The organism is Planktothricoides raciborskii GIHE-MW2 (assembly GCF_040564635.1).
GTDB classification, from domain to species: Bacteria; Cyanobacteriota; Cyanobacteriia; order Cyanobacteriales; family Laspinemataceae; genus Planktothricoides; species Planktothricoides raciborskii.
This window is the reverse complement of record NZ_CP159837.1, coordinates 7,166,535-7,187,541: the sequence shown is the minus strand read 5'-3', so window position 1 is coordinate 7,187,541 and position 21,007 is coordinate 7,166,535. Positions and strand designations below refer to the sequence as shown.

The 21,007-nt window shown below is 42.8% G+C and carries 14 protein-coding genes; 6 read left to right on the top strand and 8 right to left on the bottom strand.

Annotated elements, in window-relative coordinates:
• Nucleotides 1–98 precede the first annotated feature (98 nt).
• The 3 genes from ABWT76_RS30500 to recQ all read right to left on the bottom strand — a co-directional run bounded on the left by ABWT76_RS30500 (nt 99) and on the right by recQ (nt 5,557).
• Nucleotides 99–2,108: a long-chain fatty acid--CoA ligase gene (locus ABWT76_RS30500; protein ID WP_369817740.1), complete on the bottom strand. Its 2,010-nt coding sequence runs from the start codon at nt 2,106–2,108 to the stop codon at nt 99–101.
• A 145-nt stretch (nt 2,109–2,253) separates the two neighbouring features.
• The gene (locus ABWT76_RS30495; protein WP_082348899.1) at nt 2,254–3,204 is read right to left on the bottom strand and encodes a Uma2 family endonuclease; all 951 of its coding nucleotides are present in this window, start codon (nt 3,202–3,204) and stop codon (nt 2,254–2,256) included.
• A gap of 160 nt (nt 3,205–3,364) precedes the next feature.
• Complete coding sequence (recQ, locus tag ABWT76_RS30490; protein ID WP_054467075.1) at nt 3,365–5,557, bottom strand: DNA helicase RecQ; 2,193 nt, start codon at nt 5,555–5,557, stop codon at nt 3,365–3,367.
• 285 nt (nt 5,558–5,842) lie between these two features.
• Here recQ and ABWT76_RS30485 point away from each other — a divergent pair, with 285 nt between their 5' ends.
• From ABWT76_RS30485 to ABWT76_RS30475, 3 genes are all read left to right on the top strand, one after another.
• Nucleotides 5,843–6,127 carry a DUF427 domain-containing protein gene (locus ABWT76_RS30485; RefSeq protein ID WP_054467076.1) on the top strand — a complete coding sequence of 95 codons (285 nt, stop codon included), beginning with the start codon at nt 5,843–5,845 and terminating at the stop codon, nt 6,125–6,127.
• 592 nt (nt 6,128–6,719) lie between these two features.
• Nucleotides 6,720–8,345 (top strand): serine/threonine-protein kinase, encoded by a 1,626-nt coding sequence (locus tag ABWT76_RS30480; protein ID WP_054467030.1) that lies wholly within the window; start codon nt 6,720–6,722, stop codon nt 8,343–8,345.
• Nucleotides 8,346–8,563: 218 nt separating this feature from the next.
• Nucleotides 8,564–10,063, top strand: a complete 1,500-nt coding sequence (locus ABWT76_RS30475; RefSeq protein ID WP_354635427.1) for a YdiU family protein — start codon at nt 8,564–8,566, stop codon at nt 10,061–10,063.
• A gap of 526 nt (nt 10,064–10,589) precedes the next feature.
• On the opposite strand, the gene ABWT76_RS30470 is transcribed toward ABWT76_RS30475, so the two are convergent.
• The 4 genes from ABWT76_RS30470 to ABWT76_RS30455 form a co-directional block, all read right to left on the bottom strand.
• Nucleotides 10,590–11,870, bottom strand: a complete 1,281-nt coding sequence (locus ABWT76_RS30470; protein ID WP_190878136.1) for a tetratricopeptide repeat protein — start codon at nt 11,868–11,870, stop codon at nt 10,590–10,592.
• A gap of 159 nt (nt 11,871–12,029) precedes the next feature.
• Nucleotides 12,030–14,669 (bottom strand): DNA methyltransferase, encoded by a 2,640-nt coding sequence (locus tag ABWT76_RS30465; RefSeq protein WP_354635426.1) that lies wholly within the window; start codon nt 14,667–14,669, stop codon nt 12,030–12,032.
• 96 nt (nt 14,670–14,765) lie between these two features.
• The gene (locus ABWT76_RS30460) at nt 14,766–15,413 is read right to left on the bottom strand and encodes an MAE_28990/MAE_18760 family HEPN-like nuclease (RefSeq protein WP_054467033.1); all 648 of its coding nucleotides are present in this window, start codon (nt 15,411–15,413) and stop codon (nt 14,766–14,768) included.
• A complete protein-coding gene (locus tag ABWT76_RS30455; RefSeq protein WP_054467034.1) occupies nt 15,410–16,516 on the bottom strand; it encodes a DUF262 domain-containing protein in 1,107 nt (368 codons plus the stop codon). Before ABWT76_RS30455 ends, ABWT76_RS30460 begins: the two co-directional genes overlap by 4 nt.
• 318 nt (nt 16,517–16,834) lie before the next feature.
• Between ABWT76_RS30455 and ABWT76_RS30450 the strand changes: the two genes are divergently transcribed.
• The 3 genes from ABWT76_RS30450 to ABWT76_RS30440 are packed head-to-tail and all read left to right on the top strand — an operon-like array spanning nt 16,835 to nt 20,163.
• Nucleotides 16,835–17,266, top strand: a complete 432-nt coding sequence (locus ABWT76_RS30450) for a HEPN domain-containing protein (protein ID WP_354635425.1) — start codon at nt 16,835–16,837, stop codon at nt 17,264–17,266.
• Between the two features lie 3 nt (nt 17,267–17,269).
• Complete coding sequence (locus ABWT76_RS30445) at nt 17,270–18,646, top strand: KGGVGR-motif variant AAA ATPase (RefSeq protein WP_190878132.1); 1,377 nt, start codon at nt 17,270–17,272, stop codon at nt 18,644–18,646.
• Nucleotides 18,647–18,651: 5 nt separating this feature from the next.
• Entirely contained in the window at nt 18,652–20,163 is a 1,512-nt protein-coding gene (locus tag ABWT76_RS30440) for a P-loop ATPase, Sll1717 family (RefSeq protein ID WP_190878130.1), read from the top strand.
• 174 nt (nt 20,164–20,337) lie between these two features.
• On the opposite strand, the gene ABWT76_RS30435 is transcribed toward ABWT76_RS30440, so the two are convergent.
• A complete protein-coding gene (locus tag ABWT76_RS30435; protein ID WP_190878128.1) occupies nt 20,338–20,973 on the bottom strand; it encodes an NADPH-dependent F420 reductase in 636 nt (211 codons plus the stop codon).
• Nucleotides 20,974–21,007: the final 34 nt, after the last annotated feature.

Sequence of the window (21,007 nt, the reverse complement as noted above, 5' to 3'; positions counted from 1 at the left end):
AACTTGGTTATTAGTTGTTGGTTGTTTGTTATTGGTTGTGAAAACATTGCAATAACCAACAACAAACAACTAATAACTAACAACAATTAACAACAATATTAAGTAAACATTTCCGAAATCAGCTTGCGATAGCGATCGCTCACCACGGGACGTTTAATTTTCAGGGTTTGAGTCATTAGACCGTTTTCCAGGGAAAATGGCTCAGTAATTAAGCGGAAAACCCCGATCCGGTCATCAGGACGATATCCGGGCCGATTTTTCACTTCGCGATTGAGTTCTTGGCGGAATAATTCCTGCACCACTGGGTTATCTAAGGTGATTTCTGGCTCAGAGTTGCTGGGTGCCTTGGGTGAGAAGGTTTTCACCGTTGACGGCAGACGCAATTGTAAGTTTTGGCTGGCGGCCCATTGTTCTAATGCCTCAAAGTTGGGGACAATTAAGGCGCCGAGATATTTTTGGTCTTGTCCGACTAGCATCATTTGGTCAATATACGGGCTGCGGATACAAGCGTCTTCAATGGGTTGGGGTTCAATGTTTTCCCCATTGGTCAGCACAATGGTATCTTTTGCCCGTCCGGTGAGGACGAGATGACCTTCGGTGGTGATTAAGCCCAAGTCCCCAGTGTCAAACCAGCCTTCGGCGTCAATGGCTTTGCCGGTGGCTTCGGGATTGTTAAAATAGCCTTGCATGACTTGGGGGCCACGGGCTAGGACTAAGCCGCGATCGCCCACGGGTAGCCCTTGTCTGGTTTCAGGATCGACGATTTTGATTTCTGTTTCGGGAATGGGCAGACCGGCAGAACCCCGTAAGTTGCGCCAATAACGACGGGCGGTGAGTACCGGGGATGTTTCCGTTAAACCATAGCCCACCAGCACTTCTAAGCCGACAATTTCAAAAAAGGTTTCTAAGTGCATGGCTAGGGAACCGCCCCCACTGATGACATATTTAAGGTGACCCCCCGTAGCTTCCCGGACTTTTTCATAAACCAGTTTGGTGGCAAGTTTATGGATCGGCCAACAGAGAACCATTTGCAGGGCAGCAAGCGATCGCTCCATTGATGAAGGGTTGTGGGTATCTAAACGTAAACCTTCCCACGTGCGACGGGCTAAAATATAGCGTTCGGAAATACTCAGGAAAGTATTAACGAGTTTTTGCTTATTTTCCGGTTGTTCCCGGAATTGCTTTTGTACTCCTTCGTAAATTGATTCCCATAACCGGGGAACGGCAATCATAAATTTAGGTTGATATTTGGCAAAATCGCGCTTGATGTGGCGAATGCTGGTGTAAACAATGGTGCAACCTTGGGACAGGACAAAATATTCGGCAGCCCGTCCCAGGGAATGCCAAGTGGGTAATATCCCCAAAATGCGATCGCCTGGTTGTGGCTGAATAATGCTGACCAAGGTATTGATTTGATGCAGCAGGTTGCCATGAGTCAGCATCACTCCCTTGGGTTTGCCCGTAGTGCCGGAAGTATAGAGTAAAGTGGCCAACATATCCCGTTTGAGGATCGCGGGTTCTAGGGGGCGATTTTTGCCTTTGGCCATCACTTCATCGTAAGAAAAAACCATTAACGATTCTGGTTGATCGATAATCGCCGTCGGTGGATCTTCATCAGAAAGCAATACGACCCACTGCAAGGGCAGATCGTCTAAGCCAGAGCCCAATTTTTCTAACAGATTCAGGTTTTCGACTACCAGACCATGACTGCCGCTATTTTGCAGGATATACAGCAATTCTTCCCGGTCGGCGTCACTGCCGCGCACCACATCAGCAGCACCGGCATAGATTAACCCTTGGTCGGCGACGATCCATCGGGGGCTGTCGTTGGCAAATAAAGCCACTCGCGGCGGGATCTTGTTGCTAATCGGTGGCAGTCCTAGGGCTTGAATTCCTGCGGCAAATTGTTGAATTTGTGCGACCAGTTCGCTGTAGGTGACTTGCACCGGAGGGGTGGCGTGGGGATCCCAAAGGGCTAAGGTCTTGCCAAAGCGCGATCGCGCCTTTTCCCACACTTCGGGCAGGGATTGGACATTGGCATAATCGCTGGCTGCTTGCACGTAAGCTTGGTCGCGATCGCGGAGTTCTGAAGAAAAAGAAGCATTCATGGACATTTATTTGATCGTAGGTATCTCATAGAGGCTATCTTAGGCGATCTGAATTAGGACTTACTGAAGCAATGGGAGAGGGAGCCACATTTTGGTGGGCTAAAATGCTGGCTCCCAAAGGTGCGATCGCCTTCCTTTAAATTGCTTAAACCAGTTGATCCGGGTCAATGCCCAGTGCTTGTAGGCGATCGCGTAATTTTTGTTTTTGTTCGCGTTCTGCGGCTAAAGCAGCTTCAGCGCGATCAGCCCGTTCTTTTTCTTGTTGTTTCTCCAGTTGTTCTTGCTGGAGATCCGATTCAGCGCGATCGGCCCGGTCTTTTTCCTGTTGAGCAATTTCTCGCTCTTGTTGAGCAATTTCTCGCTCTTGTTGCGCTAACTCAAAGGATAATTTAACTAAATTTCCCGCCTCGTCATAAAAGCGCAACCAAGTCGCCGTCTCCCGTAAGATCGTGCCAGACCAATGACCCAACCATAGTCCTAAACTAGAACACCACAGCCAGCCGCGATCGTCAGGGGCGATCGCTTCATAACGGAAATTTTCGCCTAGTTTCCAACCCTGTAAAGATTCGGGAGCAAAGGGGTCATAGACAAAATAATGCCCCGTTTTAAAAGTTTGCTCGTAGAGCTTTTTCTTATTGCCCAAATCCTCAGCCGCAGTAGAAGGGGACATCAACTCGATAATCACATCGGGATAGCGTCCTTCTTCTTCCCAAACCACCCAACCTTGACGTTCTTTTGTCCCATCCACATTTAAGGTAATAAACACATCAGGGCCTTTAAAATCTCGATTTCGGGCTTGTTTGCTGCTGTAATAAATGAACATATTTCCACCAGCAAAATAATCTTCTCGTCCTTCATAAGCTAGGGTGACAGCTTCAATGAGGGCATTCATGGCGATGCGATGGCGATTACTTTCCAAGGGTTCTCCGTCGTCAAAGATTAAATCAGTAGGGGGAGGTGTTGGAGTCCACTCTTCGGATTCCGCATTGTGGTCTTCGGCGTTCTGGACTTCGGCGTTCTGGACTTCGACATTGTGGACTTCGGCAGTTTGGACAGTTTGAGATTCTTGTTGTTCCAGAGTCAGTTCCACAGGCATGAGTTTCATCTCCAATTTATTAAACTATTGTAGGGCCGAAGCATTTCGGCAGATATTTGTGGGCTAAAATCCGAGATTTAGTACCGAAATGCTTCGCCCTTTAAGCATATTGATGAAAACACCAAATTTATTAGCGAAATGCTTTGCCCTATAAATCGGGTCAAAATTCGGGATTTTGTTGTCGCCACCAACCACGAACGAGGCAAATTTCATCATAGGAATAACTTTCCCCTAAATAATCCCGAATTGGGGTTAAAGCTCGATCGCCTACTACCTGCAATGCTTGACAAATGGCGGCTTGTCGTTCTGGGGGGACAAGTTGATTAATATCAATGGGTTGATTCAGTTCAATTAAATCAGCTAAATGACTGGCAACTGTGCTGGTTTTAATATTTCTAATTGCGGCAATTTCGGCGATAGTTAACCCATTTTGATATAATTGTAATGTATGAATTTGGGTAGCGGTGGGTCTACCCGATACCGTAGTTTTTGGGGATTTTCTGGCGGTATTTTGGGTGTTAATTTGGGTTTGAATATAGGACATAATCACGGAGATAAAGCGATCGCCATATTGGGCGACTTTATACTCGACCACTCCGGGAGTATCTCGCAAAGCGGCTAAGGTTTGGGGCCGCATTTGTGCCATTAAACGCAAAGTGGAATCCGCAAATACCATATAAGGGGGTATCCCTTGTTCATCAGCGATTTGTTTGCGTAAACCCCGTAACATTTCAAATAACGTTTCAAATTCAACTTTTTTATTAGAAGCAGAGGTCAGAACATTGACAGATTTTTTCGGTATGACGATGTGAACTGAACGCTGTTTTCGCAATACTTCCCAACTGGCATCATTTAGTTTTAACACCGGATAGCCATCGGTGGTTTCTGTCACTAACCCTTGATGAATGAGCGATCGCCCTAATAGCTTCCATTCTTCCGCTGTTTTATCCATGCCAATGCCATAAGTGGATAATCGATCGTGACGATTTTGGAGAACTCTTTTTTGCTTAGAACCCCGCAAAACATCAATAATATAAATCATGCCAAAGCGTTCTTGGCACCGCGCCACACAAGAGAGAAACTTTTGGGCTTCAATTGTCCAATCTTCCGTCGGTTGAGGATTGCAGCAATTATCACAATTTAGACAATTTCCCGGATATTTTTCGCCAAAATATCCTTGCAAAATTGTCCGCCGACAGTCGGTGCCTTCGGCATAGTTAATAATTTGGCGAAGCTGTTGACGAGCGATTTTTTGTTCTTCGATATCGTTCTTTTGCTCGATAATAAAATCGATTGTTTTTAAATCACCATAACTAAAAAATAAGATACATTTAGCTTCTTCCCCATCTCGTCCTGCCCGTCCAGATTCTTGATAGTAACCTTCGATATTTTTCGGCAGGTCATAATGCACCACTAAGCGCACATCTGGCTTATTAATTCCCATGCCAAAAGCAATGGTGGCGACAATTACTTGCACGTCATCGCGAATAAACCGGGTTTGATTGTTGGTGCGGTCTTCATCGCGCATTCCGGCATGATAGGGTAAAGCGGCAATCCCGTCTTGTTGTAGTCTAAACCCTAGTTCATCAACTTTTTTGCGACTCAGACAATAGACAATAGAAGAACCTTTACTTTGGCGGATTAGTTGCAGAAGTTCGCCATAGGAATTGTGGCCTTTTTGTCGGACTTCATAGTAAAGATTGGGTCGGTTAAAACTCGCTAGATGAACCAGGACTTGTTTCAGGGCAAGTTGTTGGATAATATCTTGTCGTACCCGGTCGGTGGCGGTGGCAGTGAGCGCCATCATGGGAATATCGGGATAGCGATCGCGCAATAGTTTTAACTGGCGATATTCCGGGCGAAAATCATGCCCCCATTCTGATACACAATGCGCTTCATCAATGGCAAAAGAGTGAATGCCGATTTGATAGTGGAGTAAGTCTAAAAAGGGTAAAAAGCGATCGGATAATAACCGTTCTGGGGCGACATAAAGCAGCTTCACCTTGCCATTGATAATCGCCATTTCCCGCGATCGCATCTCTTGGGGCGATAAAGTGCTGTTGAGAAAAGTCGCCCCAATGCCATTATTCCGCAAAGCTTCCACCTGGTCTTGCATCAAAGCAATTAAGGGTGAAACCACCACCGTCACCCCGCGTTTCAGCAATGCAGGCAGTTGAAAACAGAGGGATTTTCCGCCCCCCGTGGGCATCACAATTAATAAATCCCGATTTTGTAGCGCCGCTTCAATAATTTGCTGCTGTCCGGGGCGAAAAGTATCATAGCCAAAAAAATGTTTTAAGGCTTTGTTCAGTTGCACTTGGGCGGTTGTGGGTGGAGGACTACTCCCTAACATTGTTTGCTTTTGTGGGGTAAACATCTCTCGTTATTTTATGTTGTTAGTCAACTCTTAAGGATCTGATTTGATCAAATTCATATAAAACTTCATAATTTTTTTGTTGTTGGTTGTTGGTTGTTGATTGTTGGTTGTTAGTTATTAGTTATTTGTTATTAAAATAATATTCCCCAGCCACCAACCATGAACAAATAACGAATAACAAATAACCAACAACAAGTATTTTCAGCCAAAAACACGATAAACTAAATAAACTAAGAAAAATACTTACTGATGGAGTTTCTGATGCCAAAAGCAATTTGGAATGGTGCGGTATTAGCAGAAAGCGATCGCTGTGAAGTGGTAGAAGGCAATCAATACTTTCCCCCTGATTCTATTAACCAGGAATACTTTAAACCTAGCAATACTCATACCACTTGTGGTTGGAAAGGTGTAGCTAGTTACTACACCATTGAAGTCGATGGTCAACAAAATAAGGATGCGGCTTGGTATTATCCCACCCCCAAAGAAGCCGCCAAAAACATTGCTGGATATGTGGCATTTTGGCGGGGAGTAAAAGTCGAGATTTAATTACGATTTGCTCTTTATAGCCTTTTTATAGCCTCTTTATCGCATTGCGATATCGCTGCTAGATATCTTGGCGAAAAAACCTCAGCCCTAACCCTTCTCCCGTTCTGGGAGAGGGGCATAAAAAATCATAAAATTATTTGTGTTTTTTTCCTAAATTGCGAAATTTTTGCGAAATTTTTGCGAAATTTTTGCGAAATTTTTGATGTCTGTAATTTGATGGATTTAAAAGTAGGCCGTTGAGCGACTCGTGACCCGATCGCCTGCCTGCCTATTGTCGGTTATTTTAATAACTCTTAGAATAACTCTTAGAATACAGTAGAATAGAGATAAATCAGTCAAGGTAGGGGAAGAGGATGACCCTGCGAGTTGTATGCGATCGCATCAAACAGAATACTGGCAGGGAATCCTTGATTTCGCTCGTGAATCAATTACTATAATAAGTGAGCCAGAAGCTTAGGCAGATTGACAACGGATAATCGGGCTATTGACTCAGGTAATGTATAAGTATCGATAGGATCAAATACAAGCCATTGGGAGCATCGATTGTCGTAGATGGTTGTTGTACAACCTTGGAGTTATAAGGTGAAGTTTCATGTACTGCGTTAATCCAGCTTGTCCTAATCCGAACAATCCTGACACAACTCGCCGCTGCCAAAGTTGCGGGGCAAACCTTCTACTGCGCGATCGCTACCAAACGATCAAAGCGTTGGGTCAAGGTGGCTTTGGGGCTACGTTTATCGCCCGCGATCGCGCCTTACCCGGTGCCCCTGTCTGTGTGATTAAGCAACTGCGTCCGGCTTCTGAGTCTCCCCGTGTTCTAGAAATGGCGCGGCAGCTTTTTGCCCGAGAAGCCAAAACCCTTGGTCGGGTTGGAGATCATCCCCAAGTTCCCCGACTCCTGGACTATTTTGCCGTCAAAGATCCCGTGATTGGTCAGGAATTTTTCTATTTGGTTCAGGAATATATTGCCGGCAAAAACCTGAAGCAAGAAGTAAAAGCTTCGGGGCTGTTCACTGAGGAGAGGGCTAAAGATTTTCTCCGGCAAATTTTGCCGTTGATTAAATATCTGCACGAGAATGAGGTGATTCACCGCGATATTAAACCGGCGAATATTATCCGTCGTGATATCGATCAACAGTTGGTTTTGATTGATTTTGGGGCGGTGAAAGATGAGGTGAATCAAACCATTATGAGCAACAATACGGGGGAAACCGCTTTTACTTCCTTTGCTATTGGCACCCCCGGTTTTGCACCCCAAGAACAGATGGCTTTGCGCCCGGTTTATGCCAGCGATATCTATGCGATCGGGGCAACTTGTCTTTATTTATTGACGGGTCAATCGCCGAAAAATTTTGGCTACGATCCCCTGACTTGCGAAATTATTTGGCGACCATCCGTGCAGATTAGTGATGGGTTTGCGGAGATTCTGGCAAAAATGCTGGCGGCAGGAGTGCGCGATCGCTATCATAGCGCCGATGAAGTGCTCCAAGCCTTGGATCTGGAGTCTCATAGCCAGGATTTAGCCCAAAGTATGATGACGCGACCGATCGCGCAGACTCAAGTACCGGAAGAAACAACCCAAATCGATACAGAAGACTCTAAATGGTTGCCAGAACATATTCGTCAAGCCCGGGCAATTCGCGATCGCAAAGCCAAAAAAGAAAAAACCATCTTAAAACAAGGTTTAACCATGAATACCGGCATAGATCCCAGAACCGTTGCCCAATCTGGTGGATCTGGAGGTTCTCACGGTGGGACTCACGCGAAAATAACCCCAGATTCTGAAGCCCTCGATGCCCATGGGGTCAGATTAGCTTATACCAAAGGTAAACGAGATTTTATTGAATGCGATTTAGTGGGATTAAATCTGCAAAACAGTATCTTACAAAAAGCTAATTTTTATCACTCCAAATTAGATCGAGTCAATCTTGAAGGTTCAGACTTATTTAATGCGAGTTTTGACCGATCCAGCTTAACTCAAGCCAATTTGCGGAATGCCAACTTAAGCAAAGCTTCTTTTCTTTATGCCAACTTAAGCGGCGCTGATTTACGCGGTGCCGACTTAAGTTATGCCTCTTTCAACTATGCGAACTTGCGAGGAGTCAACCTCTGTGGGGCGAATTTGACTGGGGCGATGATTACCGATCAACAGTTATCTTATGCTCGCACCAATTGGATGACCATTAAACCCAATGGCAAACGCAGCTTTTTTGGCTAAGTTTGATCTTTGTGGCAGCGGATGGGGCAACGGATCGGGCAACGGATGGGATAAGGGATGGGGCAATGGATTGGCAGAATGGTAGGGTGCGTTAGTGGAACGAAGTGGAACGTAACGCACCACCAACGGATGGGCAACGGATGGGGCAACGGATGGGTTTGCGGACAAAAAAACTGGCAAAATAGAAAATAGAAAAAAAGCAATGAATCTTTGTATCCGTGACCCAAACTCAAGCATTCAAAACTATAGAAACGGCTAATCCTTTCTTAACCCTGAACTATGAACCAGCCCTGGAAAAGCTGGGGGATGACTACTACGATCCCGTTCCTGCCGCCGAATTTCCCGTACATATACTGCGTTTTCGCAATGACGACTTACTGCCTACTTTGGGACTCGACCCAAAAGAAGTCACCGATCAAGATTTTATCGAAGCGTTCGGTTATTTTCTGGGCGTCCGACCTTTTTTAGCCCTGCGCTACCACGGCTATCAGTTTGGTGAATATAACCCCAACTTAGGAGATGGTCGGGGTTTTCTTTATGGACAGGTACGCGGAGTGGATGGCGAACTCTACGACCTGGGCACCAAAGGCAGCGGTAAAACCCCTTATTCTCGTACCGCTGATGGTCGCTTAACCCTGAAAGGGGGAGTGCGGGAAGTCCTGGCCGCTGAAGCCTTACAACGCATGGGGGTGCGGACTTCTCGGTGTTTGAGTCTGATTGAAACTGGAGAACAACTCTGGCGTGGGGACGAACCTTCTCCCACCCGGTCTTCGGTGATGATTCGTTTCAGCAAGTCTCATATCCGGTTTGGCACTTTTGAACGATTGCATTATATTAGCCGTCCAGATTTAATTGTCAAGCTATTAAATCATGTGATTTCACAATATTATCCCGCTGTGAGTGGGCGGAAAATCGGGAAAGTTTTGCCACCGATCGCCCCTGATTTGATTCAGAATGGCCTGGAGGAATATAGTCAAGAGCATTATGTCCGTTTTTATGGGGAATTAGTGCAAAGAGTGGCGGAATTAGTGGCGCAATGGATGGCCGCCGGGTTTTGTCATGCGGTTTTAAATACGGATAATATGTCGATTACCGGGGAAAGTTTTGACTATGGCCCTTATGCTTTTATTCCTACCTATAATCCCAAGTTTACAGCGGCTTATTTTGACTATTATGGTCGCTACAGTTACGGCAATCAACCGACAATTTGTTACTGGAATTTACAAAAGTTGCAAGTTCCCTTAAAAGCCGCGATCGCTCCCAATGAGATGGAAGCGGCTTTAGATCGGTTTTATGAGTATTATGAGGCCGCGTACCGAGAACTAATGCTGAAAAAATTGGGTTTTGAAAACGTACCCACAGAAGAAGGTCGCGAATTAGTCAAGTTAACCCTACAAGTTTTAAGCGAATATGAAGTGGGTTATCACGAGTTTTTCTGGCAATTGACTCAACAGTTTTCCCCCCAATGGCGTGAAGATATAAGTCTGATTTTTCCAGAGGTAGAAGCTTCCGAAGTTTTGCAACCTTGGCGGCAGTTATATCATCATATGTTGCAGTTTTTATCCGGGGATGAACTGGCAAAAATCGGTGAACGGTTAAGGCGATTTAATCCCCAAACGGTTCTATTACGACCAGAAATTGAAGCGATTTGGGAGGCGATCGCTGTTGAGGATAATTGGCAACCATTCTATGAGTTATTGCAGCGGATTAAAGCTTAGGCTTTGCCCGATTATTGCCGCTGTCAAAAATCTAGGGTGTGTTAGGCTGGCAAGTAACTTGAGAAAAAACAATTAACCTCGATTCCAGCCTAGACGCACCATAGACTTGCAATTAACACCGCTTTCAATCAAATATCCAAGATTCGGGGCGCAAGCATTGCGCCCCTACTATTCTATTTTTGATTGTAAACGGTATAATTCCCAAAAAATCTGATTTAAACCAATTTATAATCGATGATAACCCGCGATCGGGCGAAGCATGACCGGATTCAGATTAATATTTTCAGCAATAATTTGTCTGCGGTCATGCTTCGCCCCTACAAAAATTTGTGGTAGATTCAATAGAAAATTGCTGTAAACCAATTTATACCAATTTGACAAAAAATTGTAGGGGCGCAATGCTTGCGCCCTTAATGCTATGAAGCACAATTGAAAGAACTATAATGCTACAATTAAGAACTTAATTTGGGCGCAAGCATTGCGCCCCTACTACTGCATTTTTTATTAACAACGGTATTATAATCGATTATAACCCGCGATCGCGCTCTAAGTCAGCAATCACTTTTTCCCAGTACCATTGCTCTGAATTCCCCGGATATTTGTCTTTGGCTTGCTCAATTAACCGTTCGGCAATTTCCCAATAGCCACCGACTAATAAAAGTAGCCGTTGCTTTTGTTGATTTTTGAAAAGATTCGGGTCTTTTTCCGGGGGAGTTGCTCCTTGAATTTTTTTCTGGCTATCTAGGGCTTTTTGGTAGTTGTCCCAGTCTTCTTTTTCGCAAAAAATTTGGGCGGCAGTTTGATAATCTTGGATGGCTGCTGAGATTTCTTCTAAGCGACTGTGGACGATCGCCCGATTATAATAAGCGTCCCCTTCTTGGGAGTTAATTTTGATCGCTTGGTTATAGTCTTGCATGGCTTGAGCATACTTGCCCGTTTCCCGATAAGCATTGCCTCTAGCAATATAGGCTAAGGTGTCTTGGGGTTCTTTTTCCAGGACTTTATTATAGTCCGCGATCGCGCCTTGATCGTCACCAAATGCGGCTCTAGCTTTGCCTCGATTGCGGTAAATAGTGATATTTTCTGGGGCGAATTTTAAGGCTTGATTGAAATCTGCGATCGCCTCTCGATAATTTTGCCCTTTACAGCGGACAATTCCTCGACAGAGATAAGCTGCGGCATCTTTTGGATCGACTTCAACTGCCCAATTTAACCCCGCTAATGCCCCTTGAACATCGCCATTTTCAGCTTTTTCTAATAATTGAGCATAAAACTGTTTTTCCGATAACATTTGTGGCAACATTACCGGCTTTTTCTGGGGAAAAACCGGCGCAGGTGGTGGAGATTGTAGGTTTTTAATTTGATCGAGACATTGGCGAGCATTTGTCGCGTCTTTCTGCTGAATATACATTTCTGCCGCTTGTTTAAAATTGGCGATCGCTGCCTCCGTATTGCCCATTTTTCGGTAGACTGTTCCCCGCAATTTATAGGCTTTAGAATAATTAGACTTAATCCCAATTGCCCGGTCTATATCTGCCAGTGCTTGCGGCAAATTTCCTAAAGCAATGTGTCCTAAACACCGGGCAAAATAAGCCTCGATATATTCAGAATTGAGGTTTAAGGCTTGGGTATAATCGGCGATCGCCCCTTGCGGATTTCCTGAGTCAAATTTAGCTAAACCGCGATGATAGTAACCTTGAGCAAAATCTGGATTAATGGCTAATGCTTGGTCAAAACAGGCGATCGCCCCTAAATAGTCTTTATTGCCAGCTTTGGCTAATCCTTGGTTAAAAAAATCTTGATCCATTGTCACTTTGCTATCCCCAAAAAACCACTGCTGAATCCTATTGTAGTCTATCTTTGGATTGGCTCACCAGCTAATACCCAATTATACTCCCAGAATTTTGTAAATATCCAGGCATAATTCAGGCAGAGATAATTCCGTCACCTTCTGCCCAAAATTACTCTATTCCTCTGCCAAGGTTCCCTCAAATTCTGTCAATGAATCTTCTTCACTTTCTATCTCATCCACCGCATCATCAGTTAACCCCAGTTCTTTCTTAGCAAATACACGCCTTGCGCGGCGATCGAGAATCTTAATAATATTAGTGCGATCGGCTTTAATCGCCTCAATATCCTCTTTTTGAATTAACACCATATAATAACGGGATATTTCCATCATCCGATAAGCATACTGGAAAGCATCTCTGGTAAACTCACCCGTGGTGACAATCATTACCACATCAGCCCCAGTGACAAAAGTCATCCCGACTTCTTTCGCTAACACTTCAACATCAACTCGTTTCGTGTTTTTGCACTGAATTTGCCAGCGGTGGTAGACAAAGCGATCGGATGCCGCTAAAACATCGACTTCTCCTTGTCCAGTTTCATAGTCCCGTTTCCGCCATTTTGTGAAGCGAAGACTGGTCAAACGAATCATCCAAATTGCTAACAATTCCAGGGCTTTGCCTTTAATATGTTTGTCGGGATGATCTAAATCATTCACCACATCTTCAAAACTTCGATTTAGCTCAGTTTGGGAGATTTCTGTCAGTGCGGCGATCGCCTCTAAGAGTTGAGACAATAATTCACGTTGCGCTTTTTCCGTCAGTTTAACCAGATTAGGTTTAGCCCCACGTCCTCCGGTAGTTTTTTCCGTTGAAATCAACCCAAATTCTACTAAGGGTTGAATAATATCCTTAACAAAGGACTTAGAGGGAAATCTGACTTTATAAACACTCACCGCATAGTTAGCAATGTCATTCCATTTAGTGAGTTCTGTAATGCTCATCTGGAGCATGGCTAAAAGAAAATACTTTTGCTCTGAGGTCAGAGTATAAATATCGTCAATATAATCTTTATCAAGTTCTAAAATATCATAGACTCGATCCCAGTTAATCTCGTAAGTTTTCTCAAATACTCCTGCCTTTTCTAGCCATTGTCGCATGGTGCTAACATAAATAGCGTTGGGGGAGAGAGAATAGCCCATTTCTTGCAGTTCATAACCAATTAAATCTAATTTCGGTCGATCGCCTCTACTATTAATCGCTTCCACCGCTTTGAGTAAAGACATTCCGGTTAAGTTAGTCAGGATGTGACGGGCAAAAATTGTCGCGACTTCATCAGCATCACTTTGATGTTCTAGGATTTGATTAGCAATATCTGTGAGTTGGTACTGCCAATCATCATCATTAATCGATTCAACTAACTTGTAAGCACGAAGAGAGAGAAATGTATTCATTGCCAGTTTGCTACGATTTTCTCCTTTTTGTAAATCATTTTGGTTGGAGTGGCTGGAATAATAACCCTTGGCAATTTCATCCTGTAGAACCCGGCGATCGGGTTGATTTGCTTTACATAGTTGCATCAGTTCAGGTAAATGCATCGTTTTGGGTTCAAACTGATGACCATAGGTGAATTTAAGTTTTTGTTCTGGCATATCGTTACTTGGTGATTGAAATAAGTCTAATTGAATATGACTATTTTTATCATCTATTGTAGATGATTTTTCCCGATAATCAGGAGCTAAATCCAGCGCTTTAGTTTTGAGATATTTTCGGTCTTTTAATGGAGTAACTACTAGGGGCGCATCGGCTTCAAATCTAAATTGTGATGCTTTAATATAATTCTCATCTAATTCAAAGGCTAACCAACGGCGAACGAGGGTTTCGGCGACTCTTCCGGTCATATTTGAACCGGCAAACGGATCGAGGACTAAATCACCGGGTTCCGTACAAAGTGCGATCGCAAATTCCGGTAATGCTTGGGGAAATCTCGCCGGATGAGGTTTAATTCCGGCTTCCTTGCAGCGTCGCTGATAGTAGTCATTAGATGCGGTGTTAGAAGCGGCAATCACATTCACGGGCTGGGCTAAATCATGGTCTAAAATCCAATTAAATTCGCCCAATACTGGTTGACCAATAAATGTGCCTGCACTAGACGCAGTATCGGCGATAATGTTGGGAGGAATCGCCCCACCGCGATCGGTCTGAAACTTAGTAGAAATATCATGTCCAGAGGGGCGTAGTTTAGCTTCATAACCATTTTTTAACAGGTTTTTCATCGCCTCACTGTAAGGGCGTAAAACTCGCTTATTATTGGCTTTAGGGTGGGGATCTTTTGATAACCACCAAACCGTATTTACAGCATCTTTCACCCGCTCTCGTCGCACTGTCACCCATTCTGCCGGGGTCGGAAGTTTGGCGGGATTATACCAGAAAATTTCTTGAGCCAGGAAAAACCCTAAACCGCCTTTTGATTTAGGTTGACAAAGCTCGATGACTAACTCAAAATGATAGAGCGATCGCACCGGAAAACCTTTCAGCCAAGTGCCACCAATATCGATAAATAGCGACCCTTGAGGCTTAAGAATCCGATAGAATTCACGGGCAAATGTCTTGAACCATTCAACATATTGATGAGCATCTACATTGCCATATTCTTTCTTTCTTACCAGGGCGAAAGGTGGGGAAGTGCAAATTAAATCGACACTTTCATCGGGCAATTCTGCCATCAGTTCTAAACTATTGCCCAAGTAGGCTGAACCTAGCTGAGTGCTGTAGTAGGGCTCACGGCTAATTTTGTTGGCGATATCAAATTGAGACACAATGGACACGATTTTGCTTTCCTCTTTGCTTTATAATACCGATTTAATTTTTATTTTTCTTAGGCTGCTGATATTTACAGATTGAGAAACTTAAGATTACTTGCGCTTAAATCTTTCTGAAATCGCCGCATTTTCTATTTGGTTCTTAAACAAATCCAGCAGATTGATAATTTCTTGGTGTAACTCTATATACTCATTCCTATCAACCCCCGAATACTCCCCGTGAGCAATTTCGTTTCTGGTTTTTAACAGCTTTTCATCGATTAAATTAGATTTCGTCTTGTACTCGGAAAAGTCTATCCCCAGAATATCAGTGATGTCTTTCAAAATGTCTGAGTTTAGATTCGATGCAGTAGATATTGGATCTTTAGGTAAATTACATCGTTGATTTAATTCTGAAATAAAAAAATCACAAACGGGTATATACAAAGATGCTTTATTGGTTTCTTTTGCCTCCTTCAGTTTTTCTTTCATGGCCAAAGCTAAAAAATTAGTAGAAATATCCTGGTAGGTAAGCTTTTTTAGCCGAACATATTCTACATAAGCGTTAGCCGCTAATTTTACGAAACCTTCCCAATGGGAATAAAGGATACATACCGCACTTCTCACTAATACCTTATGTCTTTGGTCGGAAACATCTTTTTTCGCTTCTACTAAAGATTTAATTTCGGCCAGTTCTCTTTTTCGCCAAGCCAAGTCTTGAGCTAGTTTATCGCTTAAGTTTTCAAGAGTTCGGATGCTCATGGAGCAAATACCTCTCTACCAAGCTGAATCAGATAGGGTAAGCGTCTTGCCGCATTTACTCCAGCCCCCGACCATTTTTTATAGGTTGGATGTGACCAAATAGTTTTAATTTGATTGGGTATTTTATCCGCTGAAATTGGATTTTGGTAGTGGAATCCAATTCCTAGTGCTACTACTTCATAAACAGATAATAGAAACCCTCCAAGAAATCTATCATCCTCCGCTCTATATCGCTTGAAGCTATTATCTCCCATTGCTTCATTAAGAATATTAAATGTTACATCAAACGCTTTTTCTATACGACGGTAGTCTAAATCTTCTTGAAGAGCCATTTGGCGTATGCCAACTGTTAAAAACTCGCTAACATCACCCTTTAACTCTTGAATACTTGCATCATCTCGCTCGTATAGAAGAATAAAACGCGATACTAATTCCATATCATACTGTTCTTCATACAGGCGATCGCTCAAAGCAATACAGTTTTTAAAAGACTCTCTATCTGCCAATGAACGCATCAATTTATATAAATCCTTATTCAACATTAAAACAATGCAATTTCTCACTTCTTGGGGTGTAGCGATCGAACCGCCTGTATTGAGTCGCTGAAATAGCTCATATTTAATCATTTTATCGCTTTCTTTTACCACGATATTCAAGGCGATTTTAGCTCGCTTGATTAATAGGCGTTGAAATTGAGTTAAAGAGTTGTGTTCATCATTGGGGTCATTCCACTTTTTACCTTTCAATGAAGGTAAGTATGTGGTTGCTTCTAAAGCAACAAAAGGTTGATATTCATCTGTAACATTTTGGTTCAAAATACCGACAAATTCATAAATTGTTGAGAGTCTTTGTAACCCGTCAACTACATCCCAAATACCATCATCTCTTTGACTGACAAAAATTGGGGGAATTGGGATGCCTAAAAGGATTGATTCGATAAAAGTTGATTTTTGATGATTTGACCAACGGAAAAACCTTTGAAAATCTGGGTGAATATCGATTTCACCGTCTTTATAAAGGCTGATCAACTCGCCAATAGACATTGAGTAACTATCTGTCTTAATTTCTTGTCTGATTTTGTCAATTTCTTCTTGTAGTGACATAATTGCAAATTTCCTAAGTGTTATCGTGTAACGTTTTCTGGGCAGAAGGCTAACCTTTAAATAGGATATCACGAATTGTCAGTGTGGCAACAGCCAGGGAGTCGAAAGCGTTTCTTTCTGCGCGATCGCCCCTTGTTAATTCAGCGGATGAAATAAATTAAGCGGCTTTTTTCAACTCATCAATCCTATGAAAAGGCCATGTTGAGCCATATTGTCTCTAGAATCGCGATCGCCCTAACTCTGGCATAAAAATTTAAAATTAAGTCCATCATTTTGTCCTTAATGATATAAATAAATATAGTCGTGATTACTAAGACAATGCAAGAGTCCTATTCCAACTCAGCCGGGAGGCATCTGATTGATGCCAAAATTCTCTTAGAAAACCAACGCTGGGACAACGCCGTTTACCTCGCGGGCTATGTGGTAGAATGTTCCTTTAAACTGCTGGTAGAGCAATATTTTAAGCATGATAAAAACGCCGTCAAGAAGTATGGACATGACCTCAATGAACTTGAGGGAAGGGCAATGGAAAGGTTGCGGGTTCTCTATCCCATTTTAGATCGACAACTTCCATCTGCAACAATCATTGATACTGTTTTAGCTCAGGATCACCCTGAAAGAAGATATGCCAAGTCTCCCCTTTGGACTGAGAAACAAGCAAAGTTAGCGGTTGAAGCTGCCGAAGCAATTTACCGGAAAATCATCCCAAACTTAGTGCTAAATGGCTCAATTTATAGTAAGGATATTTAATCCATGACAATCGCTTTTGGTCAAACATTAGAGAAAGTAAGGGAATGCTTTCAGGAACCAAGCATTTTCTCTGAACTTGTACCTAAGCTTGAGTCTGTCACCATTATTCGTGATGTGAATGGCAAAATTCGCCTGTTTCTTGATTTATCAGAAGGACAAACACCAGAAGCCGTTAATACAACTCACCTGGATCGGTTTCTTTCTCAAAACCTTGAGCTTTATTATGGGAATGATATTTGGTTGCCTACCGGAGAACAAGATGCTTATAAAGCTTTAATTGATACGATTAAAGCCGAAAGGGAACCGGCATCTTGGGATGATGAGTCAGAGACACTTCGCTGGTATATTCTTGAGCGTCATATTGCCAAACAATCATGGACAAATAAAAACGTCGGTCAACCACCTTGGAAACCAGAATTAATCTATCAAAAATATAAGCCTGCCATCATATCTTTTTTCTCTTTTAAAGGCGGTGTGGGGCGAACAAGTACCCTGGTTGCAACCGCATTGACTTTAGCTAATAATGGTCATCGAGTGGCGATTGTCGATCTGGATTTAGAAGCACCGGGTTTGGCCACAATTTTTTTACCTGATGACTCTCATAATTTTGGGGTGATTGATTATTTATTGGAAAAGAAGGTGCAAGGAAAGAATTGGAAACTTCGCCCTCAATTGATCAATATTAGCGATCGCACTTTGCTCGGAGATGAGGGCGAAACCATCCAATTACTTCCCGCAGGAACCGTCGATCGCGATTACTTAGAAAAATTAGCCCGGTTGGACTTTCAGAACCTTGTCGATGGTGAGATCGGCAGGACAATGGGAGATATGTTAAAAGAATTAGAAAGTGCCGCCAAACCTTTAGATTTTATTCTGATGGATGCACGGGCTGGTTTTCACGATATTGGTGGCTTGGCGATCGCGAATCTTTCCCATGCAGCAGTTATTTTTAGCACGAAATCCCGTCAAAGTTGGGCGGGTTTAACCCATGTGATTCGCCATTTAGCCAGCCCTGGAGTTGATGACCGTTTGCCGTTGATTCTCGTACATTCAATGGCACCAGGATTAGGAATAACGGGCAGAGAACAAGAGTTAACCGAATTTCGAGAACAAGCCTACACCATTTTTCAAAATAACTATTATTCTGAAAATGAAACTGTCCCTAACGCCAACGATCCCGATGCGCCATTTAATCCTTTTGTTGTACCATATCAGGATATCCTCCGAGGAGACATTGCTCTATTTAGCCGAAACTCAAGCCCAGAAGAGTTAAATCGATTGTCAGATATTGTCAGAATCATGACTGATTATCCTTATCAGAATATTGCCGAAAAATTATGTTTAATTTTTGGGCGTGAATTAAACCAAGTTAATCAATGAAAACCATGAGTGAATTTAATCGACAAAATTTACTGGAATTAATTAGTAAAATTGCCCCTTCAGGGGGATCCGCTGAAGGTGAAAGCTATAATGAGGAGGAATTCTTAAAAAACTTTTTGCCGATTGCCGATTATCGCAGGGCACTAGAACCTAATATATTATTAATCCAAGGAGGGCGGGGCGTCGGCAAAACAGAATTATTCCGTTTACTAGCTATTCCTTCAGGACGGGAAGCTTTGGTGGAAAGCTTGAAAATTAGAGCATTACCTCCTTTAAGCCAAACAACATGGATCGCTGGCTTTGGGCGGACTCGCAAGGCAGAAAAGCGCTTTCCGACACCAGACATTGTTGAGTCTCTTATGCAAAATGCTACAAACATTGAATGGCGCAGTTTCTGGATTGGGTTAATGTTAGGTGTCATCCTACAGCAAGAAGACTGTAAGCTAAAAGATTTTATTTTTGCCGAAATTGATCCAGCGATCGCTTTCATTGCCCATAAACTAAAAGAAAAATTGTCCCTTTTATCTGATTGGCTGCCCTTGGTGAACGAACATCTGGAAAAATTTAATGATGTATTAGATAAATTAGATGAAAAATTAATCGAAACCGATAATTGGTTATTTGTTAGTTATGACGAATTAGATAGGTTAGTCAGTTCTTACACTGCCTTAGCCAGCCCAATTCGTGAACTTTTAGCCTTATGGCTGGATCGATCGCGCCGTTGGGAGAGAATCTGCCCGAAAATATTTTTGCGAACCGATCTATTTCGAGAAGAATTTTTGAATTTTCCCGATGCTTCTAAACTATCGGGTCATCAAATTCGCTTGGAATGGCAAAATTCCTGGCTTTATCAACTTTTAGTCAAGCGTCTCGCCAATTCTAGTAATGAAATGCGAGCATATTTACAAAACATTCCAGGTTTAATTATTGAAGAAAAAAATAGCTTGGGATGGACTGCCACATCAAACGAAAAATTGTTTGAACAACTGATCGAGATGATGATTGGTAAGTATATGGGAAATGCTCCTAAAAAAGGAATTACCTATCGTTGGATTCCTAATCACCTTCAAGATGCTGGTGGTCGAATTGCCCCACGTTCTTTTCTAAAATTATTTGCCTTAGCAGCCAGCAGAAGAATTTCCGGACAATCTGAACAGAACCTACCGGAAACCAAACTTTTGCAACCCTCTGAGTTACAGGGGGCTTTAATGGATACTTCCGAAGATCGCATTCGGGAATTACAAGAGGAATACCCCTGGTTAGAATCTCTGAAGACTAGCTTAGTGGGTTTAAATGCTCCGATGCCCAGGGAGACATTTTTAGAAGCCGTACAATCTACTCGATGGAGTGAAAGACCTGAAAAAAAACCACCGGCTAATAACTCTGAAGAAATATTGAAATATTTACTGCAAATGGGAATTGTTGAAAGTCGTTTTGATGGACGGATTAATATGCCGGAAATTTATTTATATGGCTTTCAAGTGAAACGTAAAGGAGGGGTGAAACGGCCAAAGTAAGCAGAAAAAGTAGAAAAGCGCAATTTAATTGCTTTTTGTGTCTATTTTATGCTCGGATGGAAAACCACAAAGACACAGAGAACACAAAGATATAAAATATTTTTGTTCTCTCTGTGTGAAATTGGTTAATTTTTTTAGATTTAAAACTGGGAAAGCGATCGCCTATAGTTGTCCCTATCGTTGTAGTTTTGCCCAAACAAAACCAGACCCTAATCCTTGCAAGCGGGCCATTTTAATCCACAACAGGGTCATGTGTTCTAGATGCAAACTCATGGCCAGATTTCCCGTGTCCACAGGTTCCCACCCCATTTCTATACAGAGGTTTGCCACTACCTGTTTAGCATCAGGATCGTTGCCTGCAATTAGCATCGCTGGTTTCAAGTCCCCATAACCGGGATAAGTATTATTTTCAAATTTTTCAAATCCGTAAATGGTGAAGGCTTTTACTACTTTGGCATTGGGGACAAGGTTTTGGACAAATTCACCGCCAGATTGTTCATTATTTAGTCCGTGAGTGAAACCAGCGCCAACGGGATTGGTACAATCTACTAATATTTTACCGGATAAATCTCCGGCTTCTGCCAGGGCGGTTTGATTGGCAGAAAAGGGGGTAGCTAAAAATACTATTTCCGCAGTGGCGATCGCCTCGGAAATCGCCGCCACTTGCAAATTAGGATACTTGGCTAAGGCAGCTTTTACCTTGTCGGAATTGCGATCGCGGGCGGCAATTTTCACCGTATGACCTAATCCTACTAACTGTCCGGCTAAAGCGGATCCCACTTGGCCGATGCCAATAAATGCAATGTTCATGGTATAGCCTGTTTATTTTTTTTAGAGATGTAAA